The following is a 22,857-nucleotide window of genomic DNA, read 5'->3' on the forward strand; positions in this document are numbered from 1 at the left end:
GGGTAAGGGGACAGCCGCCGCCTCACCGCTCCCGCGGCGCCGCGGGCATGACGGGGAGGCACATCACGTACGCGTGATAGCGCGTCTCCCCCGGCGCGAGCGCGCGCGCCAGATCCACGCGATCCTCGGCGTCGGTCATGAGCATCGCGTCGCCGTACACGTTGAACAGACAATCGGCCTTGCCCATGCGGAAACGCAGCGACGCTTCGCTGGGGGCATCGTACGGGTCGGGGGTGCGCACCCAGCCCACCGCCCGTACGCGCTCGTAGAAGGCCACGGCTTCCGGCTGCACACCGCGCACCGTGCCCCCGGCCGCCGTGATGCGACAGCCGGTGAGCCGTTGTTTCGTACGCCAGTCGTCGAGCGTGTCCGGCTCCACCACCACGGCCATGTGGCGATCGGTCGTGAGGAACGCGGCGGCGTCAACGCACAGCGGCTGCGCGGCCGCCGCCGGACGCACCGGCGGTTGGTCGATCATGGCCGACCACCATGTGGCGGCCCCGAACAGGAACGGAAGTGTATGCATGACGCACGGAGAATGCGGAGTACGGTTGGCGTTCGCCAGTCATGTCGCGTACTGCGTACCGCTTCCCGTTCAGGGTGTACGCAGCACGGCGAACCACGTGGACGGCGCCGGCGACGGCGCCCCGCGCCACTGCAGCTCGGCGCGGTAGAGCCCCGGCGCAAGCACTCGCCCGGCACCGGTGCGCAGGTCCCACGTCACCGTACCGCCGCCGTTGGTGGGGACGGCCAGTTGCAGTGCGCCATCGGGGGTCGAGACCAATACGTACCCCTGCGGCGGCGTATTGGTGAAGTGCACGCGATCAGGCGCCGCTACCTGTACGCCGAAGGCCGTGGCGGCAGGCGCCGGTTGCACGGCGGCCACCGGCGAGGGAAACGCCGCTGCGCGGCGCACCTTCTTGTCGCTGCCCTCAACAGCCACGAGCGCGGCGAGGGCCGTGCCGTAGGCCGGCTCCTGTCGTACGGCCTCCAGCAGCGCCTCCGCCGCCGGCGCCGTCTGCCGCTGGGCGAGCAGCACGAGGCCCAGGTTGAAGGAGGCGGCGGCGAGACTGGGCTGCTCGGCCAGGGCGGCGCGGTACTCGCGTGCGGCCCCGGCGAGATCGCCGTTGCGATGCAGCGCGTCGGCGTACTCCGCACGGATCCACGCGAGCGCCGGCTGCTGCGCCAGCGCCTGCACATACAGATCGCGCGCCTCGTCGTCATCACCGAGTTGCAGTTTGGCACGAGCGAGCGCGCGCAGCAGCTCCGGACGCTCGTCGCCCAGCGCGCGAGCGCGCTCGAAGGCCGCCACGGCGTCGGCCGCACGCCCGCGGGACTCGTGCGCCACCCCCAGCAGGAAGAACGCCTGCGGATGCGTGGTGTTGTCGGCCAGGAGCGGCTGCAGGGCGCTGGCCGCATCGTCGAACAGCTTGCCGTTGGCGGCGAGCGAGGCGAACACCACCGTACCCATGGCCCGGTACAAGGGCGCCTCGGCGCCGCTGCGATCACGCTCGAAGTAGGGATCGATGGGGCCCGCCGTGACGGACGTCGATGGCGTTGCGACCGCGGCGGCGCCGGGCACGCGAATCCAGTGATCGCTGAAGGTGCCATGCGGCACGGTGCGTTCCTTCACCACCGGCATGTGACACGACACACAATCACTTTGCGCAGCATGGGCGCGCTTCGAGGCGGCAACGGGAAAGCGCGACGCGAGCGACGCCGGGGTGTGGCAGGCCAGGCAGGGCTGGTTGCGCGTGGCCCGCGTGGGCGGCGGCGCGTGGGGATTGTGGCAACTGGCGCACTCGAGCGGTGCCTTGGAGGCAGCCGTGGCGCGGAAACAGGCACTCTGGCGCAGGCGGTCGGCGTGCGACACGAGGTCGATGTCCCCACCGTTCTTGTAGTACGCGTACTGCGCCGCCAGCTGCCGCGCCGGGGTGAAGTCGAACGCGTGACGCCCCGGTCGCAGCACCGCCACCGAGGTGTGCACATGGCACTGCTCACACACGTCGAGGCGCCGCTCCAGCGGGAGGCGCCGCGGGTTCACGATGGTGGGGTCGAAGGCACTGTCCCCCGCAACCGACGCACCCTGCGGGGCCGCGCGCCGCGCCTGCACATGCGCCGCCCCGGGACCGTGGCACCGTTCACAGCCAATGCCCGGGCGCAGCACCGGGTACTTGCCTTCAAGGTGCGGGGCCGGCACCGGATAGCTGGAGTGACAGGCAATGCAGCGGTCGGGGAGGAGACGCGAGAAGCGCGCGTTGTTGACCTCGTACCCGGGGCTGAAATCCCACCCGTGATCGGCATACCAGGTGAGGGGCAACTGAAACAGCCGCCCGTTCTCCGCGGTGAAGTAGGTGCGGGCCAGTCGACCGCTGCCCATGACGTAATCGATGCGGCGGCGCAGCTCGTGCGCCGGCCGTGCGGCGTCACCTGGACGGGTTTCCACCTGCCAGAGCGAGCCGGCGCTATCCACCACGCGGTACGCATACCCCGTGGGCGCGTTGCGCAGCGCCTCGGCCATGGCCTGTTCCACACGGGAGTCGGGGGTCCAGGCGTGGAACGACCGCGCCATGCTGTGCTGGGCATACGATGCCGCCGCGGCGGCGTGACAGGAGGCACAGGAGGAGTCACCCACGTAGGCGGTGGGGGTCGCCACGTTGGCAAAGCGTGCCTCCACCGAGTCCGGAGGGGCGGCGGCCGACCCTGATGGTCCGCGCGACGATGCCGACTCGTTGCACCCCCCCACGAGCAACGCGGCTAGCACCGCCTGGACCGACCGCCTGGAGTATCCGGCCCCCACTGTCCATCCCGATTGCATCATGTGCCTACAGTAGCGCCCGGACCGTTGCCGCGACACGCACCAGCCGCAGGATGAGTACGGTTCAACGCGAGGGGGGCGGCAGCACGTTAGCTTTGCGCGGTCATCTCCATCCCGAGGCTCACATGGTTCGTCGCCTTCCGTTCGGTCTGTGCCTGGTGGCACTCACGGGCGCCTGCACGCTGCAGCGCAGCACCCCGTCCGCTCCCGCGTTCGCCCGCTCGTCGTCCACGCCGGGTAGCCTGGCCGCCCGGGGCGTGAGCAGCGACGAACACCTCGCTCACATGAATGCCGCCGATCAGGTGGCTCCCGCCCCGGCCGCCGCCGTCGGTCCGCAGGACCTGTCGCTGCCGCCCAGCAGCAACGGCGCGGCGGAACGCGTGAAGAACAGCCCGCGCCACGGTGAGTGGGTGAAGATCGCCTACGAGGCCGGATCCACTGACTCGCTCATGGCGTGGGTGGTGTATCCATTCAGCAAGACCGCCAGCCAGAAGGCGCCCGTGGTGGTGGTGGTGCACGAGATCTTCGGGCTTTCCACCTGGGTGCGCGGTGTAGCCGATCAGGTGGCCGCCGACGGCTTCATTGCCGTGGCACCGGATTTCCTCTCGCGGGTGCGCGGCGGCCCCAGCACGGTCGAGCTGTCGTCCGATACGGCGCGCCGACTCATTCAGGGGGTCAGCACGACCGAGCGCAACACCATCATCAAGGCGGCCGCCAACTACGCCATGATGCTCCCCAGCGCCCAGCCCCGGTACGCCGTCATTGGCTACTGCTGGGGCGGCACCACCACGTGGGCGCACGGCGTGAACGGCGGGCTCAAGGGCTTCTCGGGCGGCGTGGCGTTCTACGGGGCGCCGTATACCAGAGGCGGCGCCCCGGCCACCTCGACCACTGCGGCCGTTCCCGCGTCGGTAGATGCCGACTCCCTGGCCAGGATCTCGCAGCCCATCATGCTGCTCAACGGCTCCAAGGACGCGCGCATTGCCGCGCTCATGCCGGCCATCGACTCCGTGATGAAGGCCCAGAAAAAGACGTACACCGGCGTGAACTACGAGGGCGCCGTGCACGGGTTCCTGCGGGCGCAGAGCGATCCCCGCCCCGCCAATCGCGATGAGACCGAGGAGGCGGCCAACCTTGCCGCTACCCGCGACGCGTGGCCGCGCACCATCGCCTTCCTCCGCACGCAGCTCGGCGTGAAGTAAGTCGCCACTACAGCTTGTGGGTGGACAGCAGGAGACTGGTTTCCGTGTTGGCCACCCCCTTCACCTTGCCGATGCGCCGCAGGACGTCGTCGAACTCCTGCAGCGTGTCGGTGGCGAGCTCCGCCACGATGTCCCACCGCCCGTTGGTGGTGTGCAGCGCCCGCACCTCAGGCAGGCCCCGCAACGTACGCAGCACCTGATCGGCGTCCCCCTCCGTGCGCACCATCGTGACCGCGCGAATGCGGTACGATGCCGCCTCGGGTGCGGTGCGCACCGTGAACCCCAGCAGCGTCCGCTCCTCGAGCAGACGATCGATGCGGTTCTGCACTGTCCCGCGTGAGACCTTGAGCAGCCGGGCGAGCGTCGCCACCGGCGTGCGCGCGTTCTCGCGCAGCAGGGCAATGAGGCGGGTATCGAGAGCGTCCATGACCGGGTGATCCACGCGCTGGGGGAAGGCGATGCGACACTTTGTCGCTTTCGGCCTATCAGAATGCTAGCCGTGCTGCATTACTTGCGCACTTTTCTGTCTTGTTGCTGGCACGGGTCGCCCGCATCGTGTGGGCATGCCAACCGTCGCTTCCCCCGCCGCCAGCGCGCGCGCCGTCGAGATCATCGGCGTGCCGCTCGATCTGGGCGCCAGCCGCCGCGGCGTCGACATGGGCCCGTCGGCCATGCGGCTCTCCAGCCTCGTGCGTCACCTCGAACGCCTGGGGTGCGCCGTGCGCGACACCGGCAATGTGCCGGTCCCCGACCGCGCCGCGCTGCCGCCCGTGCCCGGCGCCTTTCTGCAGGCCATCACGGCCGTCTGTGCCGATCTCGCGCGTCGCACCGCCGACGCCGTGCGCGCCGGCATCACCCCGCTGGTGCTGGGCGGCGACCATTCCCTGGCGGCGGGCTCGGTGGCCGGCACCGCCACCGCGTTGCACGAGCGCGGACAACGGCTCGGGCTCATCTGGCTCGATGCCCACGCCGATCTCAACACCCCCGACACCAGCCTCAGCGGCAACGTCCACGGCATGCCGGTGGCCCACCTGCTCGGACTCGGCGATCCCCGCCTCGCCTCCCTGAGTCACGCCACGCCCGCCGTACGCCCCGAACACCTCGTCTACGTGGGGCTGCGCGATCTCGACGACGCCGAAAAGGCGTGCATACGCCAGCTGGGCATCCGGGCCTTCACCATGCGCGACATCGACGAGCGTGGACTGCGCGCCGTGATGGACGACGCGGTCACGATTGCCACCACCGGCACCGGTGGCGTGCATCTCTCGTGCGACGCCGACTGGGTGGACCCGCAGGAAGCCCCCGGTGTCGGCACCCCGGTGCGCGGTGGCGCCACGCTGCGGGAAGCGCATCTCGCCATGGAGATCATCCACGATGCCGGCGCGCTCCTCGCCATGGATCTCGTGGAGATCAATCCCATTCTCGACGCCGGCAACGCCACGGCGGAGCTCGCGGCGGAACTCATCGCCAGCGCCTTCGGCCGCCACATCCTCTGACGGACTCTCCGCATGATCGATCGCGAGCACGCCACGACCATTCCCGTCCCCTCGTCATCCGTCGCGCTGCGCGGCACGTCCGGCGCACCGGTCTCCACGCGTGACGCGATTGCCCGCGAAGACGCGTGGGGGGCGCACAACTACCACCCGCTCGATCTCGTCATTGCCGAAGCGCGTGGCGCCTGGGTGACCGACGTGGAAGGGCGCCGATATCTCGACTGTCTGAGCGCCTACAGCGCGGTGAACCAGGGGCATTGTCACCCGCGCCTGCTGCAGACCCTGATTGAACAGGCATCGCGCGTCACCCTCACCTCCCGCGCGTTTCGCAATGATCAGCTGGGCGGTTTCTGCGAGGAGCTCGCCCAGCTGTGCGGCATGGAGATGGTGCTCCCCATGAACACCGGCGCGGAAGCCGTGGAGACGGCCATCAAGGCGGCGCGGCGCTGGGGCTACCGCACGCGACAGATCCCCGACGGGCAGGCGCAGATCATTGCCTTCGAGAACAACTTTCACGGGCGCACGACCACCATCGTGGGCTTCTCGAGTGAGCCGGCCTACCGCGAACAGTTCGGGCCCTTCGCGCCGGGATTCGTACTGGTCCCCTTCGGCGACATCGAGGCCGTACGGCGCGCCATGACCGCCAACACCTGTGCGGTCCTCATCGAACCCATCCAGTGTGAAGCCGGGGTGCTCCTGCCGCCGGCCGGCTTCCTGCGGGCGCTGTCGGCCCTGTGTGCCGAGCGCGGCGTGCTGCTCATGGCCGACGAAATTCAGACGGGGCTCGGACGTACGGGCGCGCTGTTCGCCTGCGACCACGACGACGTCGTGCCGGACCTGTACATCCTGGGAAAGGCGCTCAGCGGCGGCTTCTACCCGGTGTCCGCCGTGGTGGCGCGGCGCGAAGTCCTGGGCGTCTTCGATCCGGGATCGCACGGCAGTACCTTCGGCGGCAATCCGTTGGGGTGTGCCGTGGCCCGAGAGGCGCTGCGCGTGCTGCGCGACGAACGATTGATCGAGCGCTCGGCCACGGAAGGCGCGTGGCTCCTGGAGCAGCTGCGAACGTTGCGCCATCCGGCCATTGGTGCGGTTCGCGGTCGAGGGCTCATGTGCGCCATCGAGCTCACGGTGGCAGCGCGCCCCTTCTGCGAGGCGCTGCAGAAACGCGGGGTACTCTGCAAGGAGACGCACGGCACCGTCATTCGCCTCTCCCCACCGCTCGTGGTGGAGCGCCGTGATCTCGAGTGGGCGGTGACCCAGTTGCGCGCGGTGTTCGTGGATTGAGAAGCCAGACACCGCGCGAAGAACCCTTCGGGAGCTCGGACGACGAAAGGCACGACACTCCATCGTCGTGCCTCCGTCCTTCGCGCCCGTCGACGGGCCGTTCGCGCGGCCCCGGCGGCCGGCCGGCTAGCGGTTGATGCTGTTGTCGAGGAAGGGCCGGTTCACCGCCGTGCCTGTACTTGGCAGCGTCATGTCGCCGCGCGCCGTGACCGTGTAGACGCGCCCTGGGAGAAAGGACACGGCCGTGCGCGTGATCACGACGGTGGTGCTGCCGCTGTTGCGCGTGGTCAGATCGTACGAGCCCGTCGGCACCCCTACGAAGGCCCCAGCCGCCCGGTAGGCAATGGCACCGCCCACGGTGATCTCCGTCCCGGCCACGGGCTCACGCAACGTCAACTGCATGGGCTGCGCGTTCGGGCTCGCGTTCACGAAGCGGACGAGCGCCTGCGAGAAGTCAAGAGTGTCGGGGAAGTTGTCCTGCACCACGAACCCCTCGGCCTGCTTGGTCGCGGTGTTGTAGAACCCCGCGAGATACACGGAATACGCCTTGCGATCCTCGACGGTGGCCGGAATGGCCGCAATCGGCAGGTCCTTGTCCACCGCCGCCGAGATTCGTCCGGAGAAGGTGGTCTGCCCCGGAGGCATCGCGATGTAATTGTTACCGGCCGCCACAGCGCCGTACGCCACTCCCACCGTGGACTCGGTGCCGGTGGTGGAGGAGATGGCGGTGACCTTGGTGTTGCCAGCGTAGAAGTTCACCTGCGGCGCGTTGATACCGAAGTTGAAGAACTTCACGCGTGCCCCAACGACAGGGGCAGTGATGGAGCTGATCTGCACGGCGTCTTGGTCGCAGCCGGTGAGCGCGACGAACCCGAGCAGCAGCGCGAGGGAGCGGGAGGGCTTCATCACGATTACGGTTGAGTGATCCAGAGCGGTTTGGTGTGGAAATCGAGTGCGAGCCCACCGATCTTGTCGAGCGCCGCTCGATTCCAGACATATTCGGAGTTGAACCGCGCCCGGATGCGATGTACGATCTTCCCGTCGTTGTCTGGGAAGAGCACCGTCGGGATGGCGAAGCCGGGGAAGACCTGCTGCCCCGTCTGGGGATCGATGCCGGTGTAGTTGAAGCGGCGCATGTCCATCCACGTCTCCACGTGTGCCCACCCCCACTGGGCGATGTACTTCTGCGTCATGATCTGCGTGAGCGTGAGACTCCCCACACTGGGCATGATGGCCGGACTCGCCAGAAACGCCGACCGTTCCGCCGCACTGATCTGCGCCACCGCCTGCCCATCATCGAGGTTGCGTGCGTTCACGAAGTCCAAGTGTGACGACACGCCGTTCGTGTACGCCTGCAGCGCCACCGCCCGGTTCCCGGAGCGGAACGCGGCTTCGGCTTTGATGAACTGCAGCTGACTGTACGTCATGATCGGGAACCGGCTCCGATCGGCGAACAGATACCGCGACGGCTGACCGGCTCCCGCCGTGCCCACGTAGCCGAAAAGATTGTTCGGCTGCTGCGCTGCCGGCAGCGCGGTGGTACCGACCTGATTGTCCCGCCCACGGAACTGTCCGTCGGGCGCCGGTGCCAGCATGCGGCTCAGCCGCGGGTCCACCACGCCACCGAAGACGGTGCCGTTCATCAGATTCACGACGAAGTTGGTCTGCCGGTAGTTCGTCAGGTTGTTGCGACGTGGGCCCCAGAAGTTGGCGTCGGCATTGTCCGCACTGGTGCCGCTGTAGGCCAGCAGGGCATCGTCGGCATTGCTCGTGAACGACAGGTCCACCGCGGCGATCACTTCCTGCGGGCGATAGCTGCCCTTGTTGCTGTAGTGATTGAGTGCCATGGCCTTCAGGCCGTACGCGAAGCGCAACCACCGCACCCGGTCGCCGCCGTAGACGCGATCGAAGCGGGCTAGAAACTGCTGACTCACTGCCCCATCGGTCCGCTGCAGGTTCTTGATCGCCTCGTCGAGCAGGCGGAGCGTTTCCTGATACGCGAACTCCTGCGTGTCGTAGTCGAAGGTAAAGCGGGTCTGGTCGAAGGCCTGCTTGATGATCAGTTCACCGTGCACGTCCGTGACCTTGAGCCATCCCCACGCCTGAATCGCCTGACCGATGCCGAGCAGGTCCCAGCGTTCCTCGGCCTTGGCAATCTCGATCATGTCGACCAGGTTCTGGCCGATGCTCCAATACACGTCACGCCAGAGCTGACCACCATTGTCGGAGGTGGGATCGTAGCCCATGCGATCCCACGTGCTGGCCAGGGTTGCCCCGGACGGCAGGGTCCAGTTCTGCGTGTAGCGCCCGATGAATCGGCCGTCGAATTGCTCCGAGGTGGCCACCCAGTGCAGGATCGGCGGCAGATAGAGATTGGCCGAGACACGCTGCGGCGCGTTCGGATTCTCGTTCACGTCGAGGAAGTTCTGGCACCCGGCCGCGAGGGCGAGAGTACCACCCAGCAGGGCCGTGCGAAAGCGCGTGGCAGTCACGCGAATGGGAAGTCGCGTCGCGAGCGACGCCGTGGATTGAGTGCGTCGCATGGTCAGTATCCCAGCGTGATGCCGAAGGAGAACCCGCGCGGCATCGGGAAGTTGCCGAAATCGATGCCCACCGCGCCCGAGCCGCCCACGGCAGCCGTGTTGCCGTTCACGATCGGGTCGAGGCCGGAGTAATTGGTGAACAGCAGGAGGTCGGTGCCGCGGATGAACGCGCTCGCGCGCCGGGCCCGCACGTAGTGACCGGGGAACTCCATGCGCAGGGTCACGTCGCGCAGTCGCACCCAGTGCACGTTCTTCTCGACGAACAGCTCCTCGCTCATACCCGTGTAGAACGCCGGCTGCACGGCGGGGATGACCACGATCCCGTTCGGGGTGGGGGTGGCCGAGTTCTCGCGCCCGTCACGCAGTACGCCAGGCACGATACGCGCCTGGTCGCGATCGAGCGTCTGCATGGAGAGTCCGCGCGTCGTGAGAAAGTGCTGCGTGGCGTTGAACACGTCGCCGCCGCGGCGGAAATCCCACAACATGGTGACCGACGCCCGCTTGTACTTCAAGTTGTTCGTGACACCCATCGTCCAGAGCGGCTGCCGGTCATAGCCCGCATCGATGAAGGTGGTGCTGCGGATGGGCAGGCCCGTCGTGGGGTCGATGAGCAGCTGCCCCTGGTTGTTCCGCTGATAGAACAGACCCGTCATGGAGCGCGTGGACAGCCCTGGCGCTACCCCGTTGCGGATGTTGCCGTACAACCACGTGTCCGACACGTACGACTCGGGGAGCTCGTTCGGCAAGTTGAGGACCCGTCCGCGCGCCTGCTCGTAGTTGGCAATCAGTTCCCACGAGAGGTCGCTGGTCTGGACAGGTACGGCGCGTGCCACCACTTCCACGCCGGTATTGCGGGTCCGTGCCCCGTTCAGGTTGAACAGGATGAAACCCGTGCCGTAGGACCCGCGGATGTCGTTGACGATCTGGTCTTTCGTTTCCTTGCGGTAGACCGTCACGTCGAGCCCAATCCGGTCGTTGAGACTTGCGAGCTCGAACCCGCCCTCACGTGAGGCGGCGAACTCCGGGCGCAATCCAAGGTTCGGGCCGGTAAAGCCGTAGCCGTAGCCGCCGCCGGTGGTGGTCTTCGACTCGAGGAACGGCCGATACGCGTAGGGTCGGGCGTCACGCCCCACCTCGGCGTAACTGGCCCGCACCTTGGCCGTCATGAACTTGCCTATGGCCGGCACGGCATCCGAAACGATCACCGAGCTCTGCACCGACGGATAGAAGAACGAGTTGCGCTCGATCGGGATCGTCGATGTCCAGTCGTTGCGTCCGGTCACGGTTACGAACGCCCAGTTGTTGTATCCGAGCTGCGCCTGACCGAAGGCGCTCACCAGGCGGCGCTGCGCAATCGTGGTGCGGGCGAAGCGGGTGGCAATGTCGGTGTTGTTGATCGAGACGAAGTTCGGATCGAGAAAGTTGCGGCCGCTTTCGGCGTTCACCTCGCTCTTCGAGTCTGACAGGGCGTGACCCACCAGACCGCTCAGTGTGAAGCCCCTGCCGATCCGCTGCCGATTGATGTTGAAGATCGTCTGGGTGTTGATGTTGCGCGTCACATCCACGGCGTTGTCCATGATGCCGTTGTTCGTGAAGCCTACCGAGCTCTCGGGGTGCCGCAGGATCTGGTTCGAATTCGTGTAGTTGTCGACACCGATGTTGGTCTTGATGGAGCCCCACGAGAACGGCGTGACGGTGAGCCCGAGATTCGGGAAGATGCGATTCGTACGCGCCTGGATCAGGTTTCGGCTCACGCTGAAGTACGGGTTGTCCACCTCCGCATTGGCCGCCAGGGCGGTGATGCGGCGGCGCGTACCGGCAGGAGAAAGGAAATCACCCGCGTTGTCGGTCTGCGGCCAGAGCAGCAGACCGAGCAGCGGACCGTTGCCGCCCTTCTCCGGCTGGTCGTTGGTGGACTGCACGTAGAGCATGGACAGGTCAGCGCGCACGTACTTGTTCACCTGCGCGTTCATGGCGCCGGTGAGGTTGATGCGCTGCAGCTGGGAGTTGGGAATGACGCCGAGATTGCGATTCAGGTTCCCCGAAATGCGGTAGCCGACCTTGTTGTCGCTGGTCGCGCCGCTGAACGTAAGCACGTGCTGCTGTGACACGGCGGTGCGGAAGAACCCGTCCACATTGTTGAAGAGCTGCACGCCCGGCGCATACGGCGCCCCGAAGTACTGGAACGACCCGAGTGTGGCCCCCGCCTGCGAGGTCGGGCCGTACACCCCCTGGATCTCCGGCTGGGCGCGCGTGTTGTCGAGCCGCACCCAATTGCTGTACTCGAAGCCGCCGGTCCCCGCCTTGCCGCGCTTGGTGGTGATGACGATCGCGCCGTTCGCCGCGTCGATGCCATACAGCGCCGCCGCTTCCGGGCCCTTGAGCACGACGAGCGTCTCGATGTCCTCGGGGTTGATGTCGGCCGCACGATTGGTGAAGTCGATGCCGCGGTTGTTGAACGCGGTGGCCGAGCCGGGCGCGTCCGACGCGAGGACGTTGGTGTTGAGCGTCTTGTTGTCCAGCGGCAGGCCATCGACGATCATGAGCGGCTGGTTGCTGCCGCTGATGGAACTCACGCCGCGGATGGTGATGCTCGACGACGAACCCGGCACGCCCGAGGAGCTCGTCACGTCTACCCCGGCCACACGGCCGGCGAGCGCGTTGATGAAATTCTCACGGCCGGTCTGCGCCAGTTCGGCGCCGCTGACCGTCTGCTGGGCGCTGCCCAGTTCGCGTTTCGTGGCCGTCTGGCCAAGTGCGGTGACCACCATGGCATCGAGATTGGCCGCCGATTTCTCGAGCGACACATCGATGATGTTGGCGGCGCCGACCAGCCGTTCCTTGGGCACGTACCCGATCAGCCGGTACTGCAGGGTCTGGCCGACCCGGACGCTGATGGTGTAGATGCCACCGCTGCTGGTCTGGACGACCTGGCTGGTGCCTTTGACGACGACCGAAACGCCAGAGAGAGGTACATCGCCGTCGCGCGTGACGCGCCCGGTGACCGTCTTCTGCTGCGCCGAAAGCGGCGACACGGACAGGACGGCACCCAGAAGCAACGCGAGGATGCGAATCTGCATGTGAGGAGGGGGCCTGAGGAGGAGGGGATGGGCTACCTTACCTGTGATGGTGAGTGCTGTCAATTCAGGCCGCTCGTGTGACGCGTCCAATTCCGCTATTGTTTGCCCCCACCCGCCCGCGCCACGCTCATGTCCGATTACCTGTCCGTCCCGTGTCCGCTCCCCCTGCCGGCGCTTCCGCCACGTCTGCCGTCACGCGTTCTCGTTACCGGGGGCGCCGGGTTCATCGGCAGCGCGCTGGTGTGGGCGCTCAACGGCCTCGGCGTTGAACGCATTGTCGTAACCGACCGGCTGGGACAGGACGAAAAGTGGCGCAACCTCGTGCCGCTGCGCTTCGAGGACTATCTGGAGGCCGACGACCTCATGGCCCCCCTCGAGCGGGGCGCCCTGGGGCGGTTCGACCTCGTCCTGCACCTCGGGGCCTGCTCGGCCACCACCGAACGTGACGCGAGCTTTCTGGCCAAGAACAACTTCGAGTACACCAAGCAGCTGGCGCACTGGGCGCTCGGGCACGAGGTCCGCTTCGTGTACGCCTCCAGCGCCGCCACGTATGGGGACGGCGCACAAGGGATGGACGACACCCACGACGAAACAGCCGCGCTCACGCGATTGCGGCCGCTCAACGCCTACGGGTACTCCAAGCACCTGTTCGACCAGTACGCCGCCGCCATGGGCGTGCTCCCCAATGTCGTGGGGCTCAAGTACTTCAACGTGTACGGCCCCAACGAGGCGCACAAAGGCGACATGCGCTCGCTGGTGCACAAGGCCTACGGGCAGATCGAAGCCACGGGACGCGTGCAGCTGTTCCGCTCGTACCGCCCCGAGTTCCGTGATGGCGAGCAGCGCCGCGACTTCCTCTACGTAAAGGATGCCGTGGCCATGACGTTGCACCTCGCCATGACACCGCAGGCCGGTGGCCTCTACAACATTGGCAGTGGGGAGGCGCACACCTGGCTCGCCCTCACCGGCGCGCTGTTCGCGGCGCTCGGCCGGGAGCCGCAGGTGGAGTTCATCGACATGCCGGACAGCCTGCGCGCCAAGTACCAGTATCACACGCAGGCCGGTATCGCGAAGCTGCGCGCGACCGGCTACGACGCGCCCGTCACGCCGCTGGCGCTGGCCGTGCAGGACTACGTGCAGGGCTACCTCGTGGGGGACCGTCGGCTCGGTGACTGAGCCTCATGGCGGATAACCGGGCGCGATTCGCGCTGGCGCTCCTCGCCTTCGGTGTTGCGGCGTGCGGTGGTGAAGCCCCGGCACCGTCCGGCGCCGGGGCGACGGTATTGCGCTGGGGTGGCGACGCCGAGGGTGGCGCGCCGTTCGTGGAGGCCGACCCGTCGAATCCGTCGGTGGTCCGCGGCTTCGACGTGGAGATCGCCGAGCTGATGGCCCAGGGGCTCGGGCGTTCGGCGCGCTTCACCCAGGTGGCGTGGGCCAGTATCGAACCGTCGGTGGCGCGCGGCGACTTCGACGTAGGGATGTCGGGGGTCGAGGACCGGTCCGAGCTGCGGGCGCGCTTCGCGGTGAGCCTCCCGTACTTCGAGTTCCGGCAGGTGCTGGCGGTGCGCACGGCCGATACGGCGCGCTATCGCACGCTCGCCCAGCTTGCCGGTCGGCGCGTAGCCACGCTGGGTGCGACCGGCGCCTACCGACTGTTGCTGGCCGCGCAGCAGGCGCACGGCGTGGTGCCGGTGAGCTACGACGACGACGTGCACCCGTACACCGACCTCGTGGAGGGGCGCGTGGACGCGGTGCTGCTGGATCATGTGATCGCCGACCGGGCCTTGCAGCGCACGGGCGGATTCGTGATTCAGCCCGCGGAGGTGGCGCGGGGGGCCTACGTGGCGGTCTTCGCGCGCAACCAAGCCGCGCTGCGCGACTCGGCCAACCGCGTGCTCGCCGCGCGACTGCGTGACGGCACACTGGCGGCCGTGTTCCGGAAGTGGGGCGTGTGGGATGCCGAGCAGTCGGCGTATCAGCAGCGGCTGATCGCATCGCTCCAGCCAGGGTCGGGGTCAGGGTCGGGGTCAGGGTTGGGGTCAGGGTTGGGGTCAGGGTTGGGGTCAGGGTCGGGGTCAGGGTCGGGGTCAGGGTTGGGGTCAGGGTCGGGGTCAGGGTTGGGGTCAGGGTCGGGGTCAGAGCTGGGGTCAGAGCTGGGGTCAGAGCTGGGGTCAGAGCTGGGGTCGGAGCTGGGGTCGGGGACGGTCGGCGCCAGGTCGGTGTGGGCGTACGCGCCATCGCTGCTGCGTGCGGCGGCCATCACGCTGGGCATTTCGGTGGCCGCCATGCTGCTGGCCGTGCTGCTTGGCAGCGGCATCGCCGCCGGTCGGGTGTACGGCGGCCCCGTGACGCGCGGGGCACTGGCCACCTACGTGGAGATCGTGCGCGGCACGCCGGTGCTGCTGCAGCTGTTCGTGCTGTACTACGGCCTCAGTGCGGTGGTGCGGCTCCCGGCGCTGCTCGCCGCCATCATCGGTCTCGGGCTCAACTATGCCGCCTACGAGTCGGAGATCTACCGCAGTGCGCTGCAGGCGGTGCCGCGGCTCCAGCTCGAAGCCGCCCGCACCCTCGGGCTCAGCGAATGGCAGCTGTTCCGGCTCGTGCGCGGACCGCAGGCCTTCCGCCTCGCGCTGGCGCCCATGACGAACGATTTCGTGGCGCTGCTCAAGGACTCGTCGCTGGTCAGTGTCATCACCGTCGTGGAGCTCACCAAGCAAACGGCCATCTACGCCACCAACGTGGGGAGCTGGCTGGTACCGGGGTTGGCCTGTGGTGCCATGTACCTGGCGCTGTCACTGCCCCTGTCGCGCCTGGCGCGCCGTCTGGAGGCGCGATGGAATCGATGAGCCCCACGCCGTCAGTGGCCGGCGACCCGCTGCTGCAGGTGACGCAGCTGCGTCTCGCACGGCGGCATGCCGGGGTCACGCAGGATGTGCTGCGCGAGGTCTCGCTCGATCTCGCCCCGGGGCGCGTGTGCGCGCTCATGGGGGTGAGCGGCGCAGGCAAGAGCACCGTGCTGCGCACGATCGTGGCACTCGAGCCGTTCGAGGCGGGACGCATTGCGGTGGATGGCGTGACGCTCACGCCCGGTCCGCTGCCGCGCGAATCGGCGCTGCGTCCGCTGCGCCGCAGGGTGGGCATGGTGTTCCAGCAGCACGCGCTCTTCCCGCACCTCACCGTGCACGAAAACGTCGCGCTGGCGCCGGTACACGCGCTCGGAGCCACCCGCGAGCACGCCGGCGGCGTGGCCGACTCGCTGCTCGCGTCGCTGGGCGTGGCCCATCGCCGTGCGGCGTATCCCGACCAGCTCTCCGGCGGCGAAGCGCAACGCGTGGCCATTGCCCGCGCCCTGGCGCTCGATCCACCCCTGTTGCTCATGGACGAGCCCACGGCGGCACTCGATCCCGCGCGGCGCGCGGCGCTGGCCGAAACGCTGCGCGCGCTGGCGGCCGCGGGGCGCACGCTGCTCATCACGACGCACGACATCGACTTCGCTACCGAGGTGGCCGACGAGGTGGCCATCATGGCGCACGGGGAGCTCGTGGAACGTGGACCCGCGCGTCACGTGCTGGAGCAGCCGCAGCACGAGGCCACGCGCGCCCTGCTGCGGTTTGGGGAGCGGTAGGGTCGCGGGCAACGCGTGCCCGCGGAGATCACGGAGGAGGTGATCGGATTGCCGGAGGTCGGACATCGGATGAATGCCGGAGGGCCGATATCGGAAACCGCGTTCGGAAGTCGGAGGTCGGAGAGTCGTGCGGCACAATGGCGCGCGCAGCGCGAGTCCGACTTCCGATCTCCGAACGCGGTGTCCCGGCTCCGATTTCGGACATGAATCCGACCTCCGACTTCCGACTGGTCCGAATCAATCGGATGGATCCGACTCCCGGAGGTCGGACGTCGGATGAATGCCGAAGCTCCGCGCCGACAGCGCCGCGCGTCATCCCCGCCTGACGAGCCGCCGCGCCCACTCGTACACGCCCGCGTAGTGCTGGGCCGCGGTGTCCCACGAGTGGTCTTCGCGCATTCCCCGCTCCTGCACCAGCGCCCACGACGGCCGATCGCGGTAGCACTGGAGCGCGCGCCAGATCGCGTCGCCGAAATCCTGCGGGTCGAAGCGATGAAAGACGAAGCCGTTACCGTCGAGTCCCTCGCGCACCGTATCCACGAGGCCGCCGGTGGCGCGCACGATGGGCACGCTGCCGTAGCGCAGGGCAATGAGCTGCCCCAGTCCGCACGGCTCGAACCGTGACGGCATGAGAAAGGCGTCCGATCCGGCATAGATCTGCTGGGCCAGCGCGGCGTCGAAGCCGATTTTCGTGGCGATGCGCCCCGGATGCTGTTCGGCGCGGCGCAGGAAGGCCTCCTGCAGGTGTGCCTGCCCTGAGCCCAGCACCACCAGCTGCGCATCGGTCTCACGCATGAGCCAGGGCACGATGGCATGCAGCAGGTCCAGCCCTTTCTGCTCCACCAGCCGCGATACGATGCCCAAAAGCGGTCGCTCCGGGTCTACCGTGAGCCCCGCGCGCTCCTGCAGAGCGCGCTTGCACGCCACCTTGCCGGCCGGATCGCCAGCGTCGTACGCGGCGGCCAGATGCCGGTCGGTGCGCGGATCGAACACCCCCGTGTCGATGCCATTGAGAATGCCCACCAACCGGTCCTGACGGCGCCGCAGCAGCCCGTCGAGCCGTTCGCCCCCGTCGCTGCCCAGGATTTCCCGGGCATAGGTGGGGCTGACGGTGCTCACGACATCGGCGTAGAGGATGCCCCGGGCCATGCAGTTGAAGGAGTTGGCAATGCCCGCCCCCATGCCGTTCTCCACCAGTCCCCCCTCGTGCAGTCCGGCCAGCTGCGCCACGTCGGGGTGCACCTGCCCCTGGTACGCCAGGTTGTGGATGGTGAAGACGGTGGCGATGTGCCCGAAGGTGTACGCGTAGTAGCTCTTGAGGTAGTTGATGACCAGCGCCGCATGCCAGTCGTGGCAGTGCACCACGTCGGGCTGCCACCCCTCCACTTCGCGCAGGTGCTGCATGGCGTCGAGCACCCCCCGCGCGAACAGGATGAACCGGCGCGCGTCGTCGGGCTCGCCGTACACGGCCGAGCGCTCGAAGGCGGCCGGAATGTCGAGGAAGTACAGCGGTACGTTGCTCGCCGCTGCGCGCCAGACCCGCTGCTCCTCCGCCCGCACCCCGGCCGGGAGGAAGGAGGCGGCAATGGGGCCCGCCATGGGGATCCCCTGCTCGCGAACCGAGCGGTACCGCGGCATCACCACGCGAACGTCGTGTCCCAGGCGCTGCAGCGCCGGCGGGAGCGCCCCGGCGACGTCCGCCAGACCGCCGGTCTTCACGTAGGGCGCCACTTCGGCGGCAACAAAGAGAACGTTCATCCCCCTACCTTACGCCAGACGTGCACCTGACGCAAAATCACGCCAGACCGCCACCGGCCGTCGCAGGCCCACGCTGGAGAAGGATCACGCATGACGCCGTATTCCCGAGGAATCATTGCCCGCAGTGCCATGGCGTATGTGCTCGCCGGTGGTCGCGGATCCCGATTGTACGAACTCACCGATCGGCGGGCCAAGCCGGCGGTGTATTTCGGCGGCAAGACCCGCATCATCGACTTCGCGCTGTCGAATGCCATCAACTCGGGGATCCGGCGCATTGGCGTGGCCACCCAGTACAAGGCACACAGCCTTATCCGGCACCTGCAGCGCGGCTGGAACTTCCTGCGCCCGGAGCGCAACGAAAGCTTCGATATCCTGCCGGCCTCGCAGCGCGTGAGCGAGACGCAGTGGTACGAGGGCACCGCCGACGCGGTATACCAGAACCTCGACATCATCGAGGCGTACGGGCCCGAGTACATGGTCATCCTGGCGGGTGATCACATCTACAAGATGGACTACGAGCTCATGCTGCAGCAACATGTCACCCAGGGCGCGGACGTGACGGTGGGCGTGCTGGAGGTGCCGCGCATGGAAGCCACCGGCTTCGGGGTCATGCACGTGGATGCGCACGATCGCATCGTGCACTTCCTCGAGAAGCCGGCCGATCCGCCCGGCATACCGGGGCAGCCCGACCTGGCCCTCGCCAGCATGGGGATCTATGTCTTCAAGACGAGCTTCCTGGCCGATCTGCTGCGGCGCGATGCGCGCGACACGAATTCGTCGCACGACTTCGGCAAGGATCTCATTCCGTACGTCGTGGCGAACGGCAAGGCGGTGGCGCATCGCTTCCGTGACTCGTGCGTGAAGGCCAGTCGCGAAAGTGAGGCCTATTGGCGTGATGCGGGCACCATCGATGCGTACTGGGAAGCCAACATCGACCTGACCTCCGTGCTTCCCGGTCTCGACATGTACGACCACGACTGGCCCATCTGGACCTACGCGGAAATCACGCCGCCTGCCAAGTTCGTGCACGCCGAGGAGGGGCGCCGCGGCTTTGCGCTCGACTCGCTCGTGTCCGGCGGGTGCATCGTGTCGGGCGCCGGGATCTTCCGCTCGCTGCTCTTCACGAATGTGCGGGTGCATTCGTACGCGCACCTCGACGGGGCCGTCCTGCAACCCGATGTGGATGTGGGGCGCGGGGCGCGACTCACGAACGTTGTGGTGGATCGTGGGGTACAGATTCCCGCCGGTCTGGTCGTGGGCGAAGACCCCACGCTCGACGCCTCCCGGTTCCGCCGCACCGAGAAGGGGATCGTGCTGATTACGCAGCCGATGCTCGACCGGCTCACCCCCTGACCCGCCCCGTCATGATGCCGTCGCTCCGCGCCTCGCTCCGCGCCTCGCGCCGCCTTGGCGGCCTGCTGCTGCTGGCCACACTGGCGGGCACGACGGCCTGCTTCAGCAAGAACGCCAGCGGCGCCGCCCAGGAAACCGTCATTCTGGTGGCCCACAACCGCGGCTTCTACGACGTGAACGTGTACGCCGTGCGCACGGCGCAGGCCTTGGGCCGCCGGCTGGGCACCGTCACGGGCAACTCCACCGCCACCCTCAAGGTGCCGGTGAGCGAGCTGCAGCCCGGCGGCATGCTCGTGGTGCAGGTCCGCTCGGTCGGCGGGCGGTTCAGCTGGTACAGCCCCGCAGTTCAGCTTGGCACCGGCATCATTGCCCGCCTGGACGTGATCCAGACGGCCAATGGCGCGCTCACCCAGAGCCAGATGTATTCCCAGGTCGTCCCGCAATCGGACCCCCGCTGACGCCGGTCTCGTCCGTCGGTGACGGACACCCCGAAGACCTATGGGCGCCAGTGCGCCGCAATGGCCTGACCGATGCGCGCAATGACGGCGTTCCCTTCGGCATCGGTCCAGTAGCGGGTGTCCTGGTTCTCCTTCGTGAGCACACAGGCCACCACGCGGGCCGGCAGGTAGAGCACGCCGCAGTCGGTGCGTGAGCGATCCACATCGCCCGTCTTGTGGGCCGCGCGCACACCGTAGTTGAAGCGCAGCAGCTTGCTGCTGTCTTCGTTGCGCTCGAGCATGGCCAGCATCGTGCTGTCGGCGCCGGGGTTCACCGCCCGCCCCTCTGCCAGCAGGACAAACAGCTGGGCCATTTCGTTGGGCGTCGTCACCCCCAGCCCGTACTTGGCCGAACTGTCCGGTGCCACGCTGGCAATGCGCGTCATGCTCCCCGAATGCACCTTGGTGCGTGGCAGCCCGAGGGATTCCATCTTCTGCCACACACGGCGGATCTTGATGCGATCGAGCACCAGATTGGTGGCGGTATTGTCACTGAGGGTGCTCATGAGCCAGGCCACGTCCCACAGGCGCAGCGTGAGCGGGGTCCGCAGGTACTGCAGTTGACCGGCGCCTCCCACCTTGTCGATCTCGGTGAGCACGACGGGGTCGTCGAGCGACAGCTGCCGCTGCGCGGCGAGGTCGAACAGTGCGACCAGCACCGGCACCTTGATGAGCGAGGCCGTGGAGAATGGCTCGTCCCCCAGCCGTTCGAGATGCTCGCTGGTTTCGAGATTGGTGATGCTGTAGCCCACCACCCCGCGGTGGGCATCGGCAAGGCTGTCGAGGGCGCGGCGCAGCGTGGCCAGCGAGCGCGCGGGCGCCGGAGTCGCAACCGGGGGACGCTGCTGCGCCGCCGCCCGCGCAGGACCATGGAGCGCCGCGAACAGCGCGCACGCAAGAACGGGGAGAAGTCGCATGCCGGGAAACTAGAGTGTCCCTCAGCGCCTCGCTCCCCGTTTGCCGTCCCGGTCGTCCCTCAACAACCGGGGCGCATCTCCCCGGCGCTTTGACACCCGAAGCGTGCACGCCCCTACGTTTCGCCGCTTGCCATTCGTGAATTCGGCAAGGAATCTCCCGGTACATCCCAGCAACCGGCCGGCCTCGAGCGTATCTTTGGGCAGGAACTTCACCCGGGGTGCGCCTGTTCAGGCACGCGGGGTGGCGTCCGTCCCTCCTTCCCTTACGTCACCGTCGGGAGTTTCACGAAGGACTCCCCGCGTGATCGTGCACCCGCATCGCAGGGGACTCGCCTACCACCGACCGCGGTCCGTCGGTGCGCGCCGAGTTTCTTCAGCCCTCCTCGCCATGGCAACCGAACTGCCCACGTCAGCCCCGTCGCGCCCACGCATCATTCAGGGAGGCATGGGCATCGGCGTCTCCAACTGGCGGCTCGCCAATGCCGTGTCGCGGCTGGGGCACCTGGGCGTGGTTTCCGGAACCGTCATTGATACGGTGCTCGTGCGACGGCTGCAGGACGGCGATCCGGGCGGGCACATGCGGCGCGCCCTCGCGCACTTCCCCATTCCGGGGGTGGCCGACGATCTGCTGCGCCGCTACTTCCTCCCCGAAGGGCGCCCGGCGGGGCAGTCGTACGAGCTGCTGCCCATGTACCGGCAGGTGGTCACCACGGCCCGGCAGCGCGTCACGGTGGCCGCGGCGTTCGTGGAAACGTGGCTGGCGCGCGAGGGGCATGACCACGCCGTGGGCATGAACCTGCTCACCAAGGTGCAGATGCCCAACCTGCCCACGCTGTACGGCGCCATGCTCGCCGGGGTGGCCACAGTCATCATGGGGGCCGGCATTCCGCGCGAAATCCCCGGCGCCCTCGACGCGCTCGCGATGCACGGCAAGGCCACCATGAAGTTCGATGTGGAGGGGCTGGCCCGTGACGAATCGCAGTGGCTCGCCTTCGATCCGGCCGACGTTTGGCCCGACGGCATGCTCCCCACGGCGCCCCTGCGGCGCCCCGACTTCTTCCCGATTGTGTCGGCGGCGTCGCTGGCCGCCACCCTGGCCCGCAAGTCGAACGGCCGGGTAGACGGTTTCGTGGTCGAAGGCCCCACCGCCGGTGGCCACAACGCGCCGCCGCGCGGGGCACTGCAGCTCGACGAGACGGGACAGCCCATCTACGGCGAGCGCGACGTGGTGGACCTGACCAAGATGCAGGAGCTCGGGCTTCCCTTCTGGCTGGCCGGTGGCATGGGCACCCCCGAGGGGTTGTGTCAGGCGCTCGAATCGGGCGCCGCCGGCGTGCAGGTGGGCACGGTCTTCGCGTTCTGCGACGAGTCGGGGCTTGCCCCGGAGGTAAAGGCCGACGTGCTGCGCGGCGTGGCCGACGGTACGGCGTCCGTGCGCACCGACCCGCGCGCGTCGCCCACCGGCTACCCGTTCAAGCTCGTGCAGCTGCAAAAACATCAGGCACTCGGCGCCAAGCGCGAGCGCATCTGCGACCTGGGCTACCTGCGCGAAGCCGTGAAGCGCGAGGATGGCCGCATTCACTACCGCTGCGCCGCCGAACCCATCGACACGTATGTGAAGAAGGGGGGCACGGTGGCCGACACCGAGGGGCGCCGCTGCCTCTGCAACGGACTGCTGGCCGACATCGGCCTGGCGCAGGAACGCGACCACGTGGCCGAGCCGCCCATCGTCACCAGCGGCGACGACATCGCGTCGCTGGCGCAGCTGGCGAAGGACGGCCGCTACGCCGCCGCCGACGTCATCGAGTGGATCGGGAGCGGCATTCCGGCGCGGGTGTGAGCGGGGGGCGGTGAGACGGTGAGAGGTCAGCGCGGGGAGCGGTGAGCCCAACGCCTGGCCACGGAGATCACCGAGGTGGTGGAGGGCACGGAGAACGGCATGATGCGTCGTGCAGTGCTCTTTTGCTTTTGCAGTTCTCCACGTTCCTCCACCACCTCCGTGATCTCCGTGAGGGCGCGTTACCCCCGACCCAGACGCCGACCCCCGACCTCAGTTGAGGAATCGGACTCGCTCTGCGCGCACCATCGCGCCGCACGACCCTCCGACCTCCGACGTCCGAACGCCGTGTCCGGCATCGGACCTCCGGCATCCATCCGACTTCCGACGTCCGACATCCGAGTGTCCGACCATCGGACGTCCGAGGCCGGATGAGTGCCCGACGTCGGAGGCGGGACACCGCGTTCGGAGGTCGGATTCATCACCCGCAACACCGGCGTAGCCTCCGTG

At 68.1% G+C, this 22,857-nt stretch carries 17 protein-coding genes; 9 read left to right on the top strand and 8 right to left on the bottom strand.

The features are described from left to right. Positions 1-22: 22 nt before the first annotated feature. The gene (locus O9271_RS12100) at positions 23-526 is read right to left on the bottom strand and encodes a hypothetical protein (RefSeq protein WP_298269981.1); all 504 of its coding nucleotides are present in this window, start codon (positions 524-526) and stop codon (positions 23-25) included. A 69-nt stretch (positions 527-595) separates the two neighbouring features. Beyond that, positions 596-2,821, bottom strand: coding sequence for a tetratricopeptide repeat protein (locus O9271_RS12105; protein WP_298269984.1), 2,226 nt, complete (start codon positions 2,819-2,821; stop codon positions 596-598). 122 nt (positions 2,822-2,943) lie between these two features. On the opposite strand from O9271_RS12105, the gene O9271_RS12110 reads away from it, so the two are divergent. Then, positions 2,944-4,020 (top strand): dienelactone hydrolase family protein, encoded by a 1,077-nt coding sequence (locus tag O9271_RS12110; RefSeq protein ID WP_298269987.1) that lies wholly within the window; start codon positions 2,944-2,946, stop codon positions 4,018-4,020. 7 nt (positions 4,021-4,027) lie between these two features. On the opposite strand, the gene O9271_RS12115 is transcribed toward O9271_RS12110, so the two are convergent. Further along, positions 4,028-4,447, bottom strand: a complete 420-nt coding sequence (locus O9271_RS12115) for an Lrp/AsnC family transcriptional regulator (protein WP_298269989.1) — start codon at positions 4,445-4,447, stop codon at positions 4,028-4,030. A 136-nt stretch (positions 4,448-4,583) separates the two neighbouring features. Between O9271_RS12115 and rocF the strand changes: the two genes are divergently transcribed. Both rocF and rocD read left to right on the top strand, forming a co-directional pair. Further along, positions 4,584-5,516 carry an arginase gene (gene rocF / locus O9271_RS12120; protein ID WP_298269991.1) on the top strand — a complete coding sequence of 311 codons (933 nt, stop codon included), beginning with the start codon at positions 4,584-4,586 and terminating at the stop codon, positions 5,514-5,516. A gap of 12 nt (positions 5,517-5,528) precedes the next feature. Continuing rightward, a complete protein-coding gene (gene rocD / locus O9271_RS12125; protein ID WP_298269993.1) occupies positions 5,529-6,797 on the top strand; it encodes an ornithine--oxo-acid transaminase in 1,269 nt (422 codons plus the stop codon). Between the two features lie 126 nt (positions 6,798-6,923). Here rocD and O9271_RS12130 read toward each other — a convergent pair whose 3' ends face one another. The 3 genes from O9271_RS12130 to O9271_RS12140 are packed head-to-tail and all read right to left on the bottom strand — an operon-like array spanning position 6,924 to position 12,420. Continuing rightward, positions 6,924-7,703 (bottom strand): DUF4397 domain-containing protein, encoded by a 780-nt coding sequence (locus O9271_RS12130; protein WP_298269996.1) that lies wholly within the window; start codon positions 7,701-7,703, stop codon positions 6,924-6,926. A 5-nt stretch (positions 7,704-7,708) separates the two neighbouring features. Continuing rightward, on the bottom strand, positions 7,709-9,340 hold the full coding sequence (locus O9271_RS12135; protein WP_298269998.1) for a RagB/SusD family nutrient uptake outer membrane protein: 1,632 nt from the start codon (positions 9,338-9,340) through the stop codon (positions 7,709-7,711). A gap of 2 nt (positions 9,341-9,342) precedes the next feature. After that, the gene (locus O9271_RS12140; RefSeq protein ID WP_298270001.1) at positions 9,343-12,420 is read right to left on the bottom strand and encodes a SusC/RagA family TonB-linked outer membrane protein; all 3,078 of its coding nucleotides are present in this window, start codon (positions 12,418-12,420) and stop codon (positions 9,343-9,345) included. Positions 12,421-12,522: 102 nt separating this feature from the next. Here O9271_RS12140 and rfaD point away from each other — a divergent pair, with 102 nt between their 5' ends. The 3 genes from rfaD to O9271_RS12155 are packed head-to-tail and all read left to right on the top strand — an operon-like array spanning position 12,523 to position 16,045. After that, positions 12,523-13,596 carry an ADP-glyceromanno-heptose 6-epimerase gene (rfaD, locus tag O9271_RS12145; protein WP_298270003.1) on the top strand — a complete coding sequence of 358 codons (1,074 nt, stop codon included), beginning with the start codon at positions 12,523-12,525 and terminating at the stop codon, positions 13,594-13,596. A gap of 5 nt (positions 13,597-13,601) precedes the next feature. Next, positions 13,602-15,266 carry an ABC transporter substrate-binding protein/permease gene (locus tag O9271_RS12150; RefSeq protein ID WP_298270005.1) on the top strand — a complete coding sequence of 555 codons (1,665 nt, stop codon included), beginning with the start codon at positions 13,602-13,604 and terminating at the stop codon, positions 15,264-15,266. Further along, the gene (locus tag O9271_RS12155) at positions 15,254-16,045 is read left to right on the top strand and encodes an ATP-binding cassette domain-containing protein (protein WP_298270007.1); all 792 of its coding nucleotides are present in this window, start codon (positions 15,254-15,256) and stop codon (positions 16,043-16,045) included. The genes O9271_RS12150 and O9271_RS12155 overlap by 13 nt, the downstream gene beginning before the upstream one ends. A 312-nt stretch (positions 16,046-16,357) precedes the next feature. Here O9271_RS12155 and glgA read toward each other — a convergent pair whose 3' ends face one another. Next, positions 16,358-17,803, bottom strand: coding sequence for a glycogen synthase GlgA (gene glgA, locus O9271_RS12160; protein ID WP_298270009.1), 1,446 nt, complete (start codon positions 17,801-17,803; stop codon positions 16,358-16,360). 90 nt (positions 17,804-17,893) lie between these two features. On the opposite strand from glgA, the gene glgC reads away from it, so the two are divergent. Beyond that, positions 17,894-19,156, top strand: a complete 1,263-nt coding sequence (gene glgC, locus O9271_RS12165) for a glucose-1-phosphate adenylyltransferase (RefSeq protein WP_298270011.1) — start codon at positions 17,894-17,896, stop codon at positions 19,154-19,156. Between the two features lie 11 nt (positions 19,157-19,167). After that, the gene (locus O9271_RS12170; RefSeq protein ID WP_298270013.1) at positions 19,168-19,614 is read left to right on the top strand and encodes a hypothetical protein; all 447 of its coding nucleotides are present in this window, start codon (positions 19,168-19,170) and stop codon (positions 19,612-19,614) included. Positions 19,615-19,652: 38 nt separating this feature from the next. On the opposite strand, the gene O9271_RS12175 is transcribed toward O9271_RS12170, so the two are convergent. Further along, complete coding sequence (locus O9271_RS12175; protein ID WP_298270015.1) at positions 19,653-20,570, bottom strand: serine hydrolase; 918 nt, start codon at positions 20,568-20,570, stop codon at positions 19,653-19,655. A gap of 388 nt (positions 20,571-20,958) precedes the next feature. Between O9271_RS12175 and O9271_RS12180 the strand changes: the two genes are divergently transcribed. Then, on the top strand, positions 20,959-22,410 hold the full coding sequence (locus tag O9271_RS12180; RefSeq protein ID WP_298270017.1) for a nitronate monooxygenase: 1,452 nt from the start codon (positions 20,959-20,961) through the stop codon (positions 22,408-22,410). Positions 22,411-22,857: the final 447 nt, after the last annotated feature.

Source organism: Gemmatimonas sp., from assembly GCF_027531815.1.
GTDB lineage: Bacteria > Gemmatimonadota > Gemmatimonadetes > Gemmatimonadales > Gemmatimonadaceae > Gemmatimonas.

Bases quoted from the DNA above. Each gene is read 5' to 3' on its own strand.
- O9271_RS12100 (WP_298269981.1), bottom strand. From the start codon at position 526: ATGCATACACTTCCGTTCCTGTTCGGGGCCGCCACATGGTGGTCGGCC.
- O9271_RS12105 (WP_298269984.1), bottom strand. From the start codon at position 2,821: ATGATGCAATCGGGATGGACAGTGGGGGCCGGATACTCCAGGCGGTCG.
- O9271_RS12110 (WP_298269987.1), top strand. From the start codon at position 2,944: ATGGTTCGTCGCCTTCCGTTCGGTCTGTGCCTGGTGGCACTCACGGGC.
- O9271_RS12115 (WP_298269989.1), bottom strand. From the start codon at position 4,447: ATGGACGCTCTCGATACCCGCCTCATTGCCCTGCTGCGCGAGAACGCG.
- rocF (WP_298269991.1), top strand. From the start codon at position 4,584: ATGCCAACCGTCGCTTCCCCCGCCGCCAGCGCGCGCGCCGTCGAGATC.
- rocD (WP_298269993.1), top strand. From the start codon at position 5,529: ATGATCGATCGCGAGCACGCCACGACCATTCCCGTCCCCTCGTCATCC.
- O9271_RS12130 (WP_298269996.1), bottom strand. From the start codon at position 7,703: ATGAAGCCCTCCCGCTCCCTCGCGCTGCTGCTCGGGTTCGTCGCGCTC.
- O9271_RS12135 (WP_298269998.1), bottom strand. From the start codon at position 9,340: ATGCGACGCACTCAATCCACGGCGTCGCTCGCGACGCGACTTCCCATT.
- O9271_RS12140 (WP_298270001.1), bottom strand. From the start codon at position 12,420: ATGCAGATTCGCATCCTCGCGTTGCTTCTGGGTGCCGTCCTGTCCGTG.
- O9271_RS12150 (WP_298270005.1), top strand. From the start codon at position 13,602: ATGGCGGATAACCGGGCGCGATTCGCGCTGGCGCTCCTCGCCTTCGGT.
- O9271_RS12155 (WP_298270007.1), top strand. From the start codon at position 15,254: ATGGAATCGATGAGCCCCACGCCGTCAGTGGCCGGCGACCCGCTGCTG.
- glgA (WP_298270009.1), bottom strand. From the start codon at position 17,803: ATGAACGTTCTCTTTGTTGCCGCCGAAGTGGCGCCCTACGTGAAGACC.
- glgC (WP_298270011.1), top strand. From the start codon at position 17,894: ATGACGCCGTATTCCCGAGGAATCATTGCCCGCAGTGCCATGGCGTAT.
- O9271_RS12170 (WP_298270013.1), top strand. From the start codon at position 19,168: ATGATGCCGTCGCTCCGCGCCTCGCTCCGCGCCTCGCGCCGCCTTGGC.
- O9271_RS12175 (WP_298270015.1), bottom strand. From the start codon at position 20,570: ATGCGACTTCTCCCCGTTCTTGCGTGCGCGCTGTTCGCGGCGCTCCAT.
- O9271_RS12180 (WP_298270017.1), top strand. From the start codon at position 20,959: ATGGCAACCGAACTGCCCACGTCAGCCCCGTCGCGCCCACGCATCATT.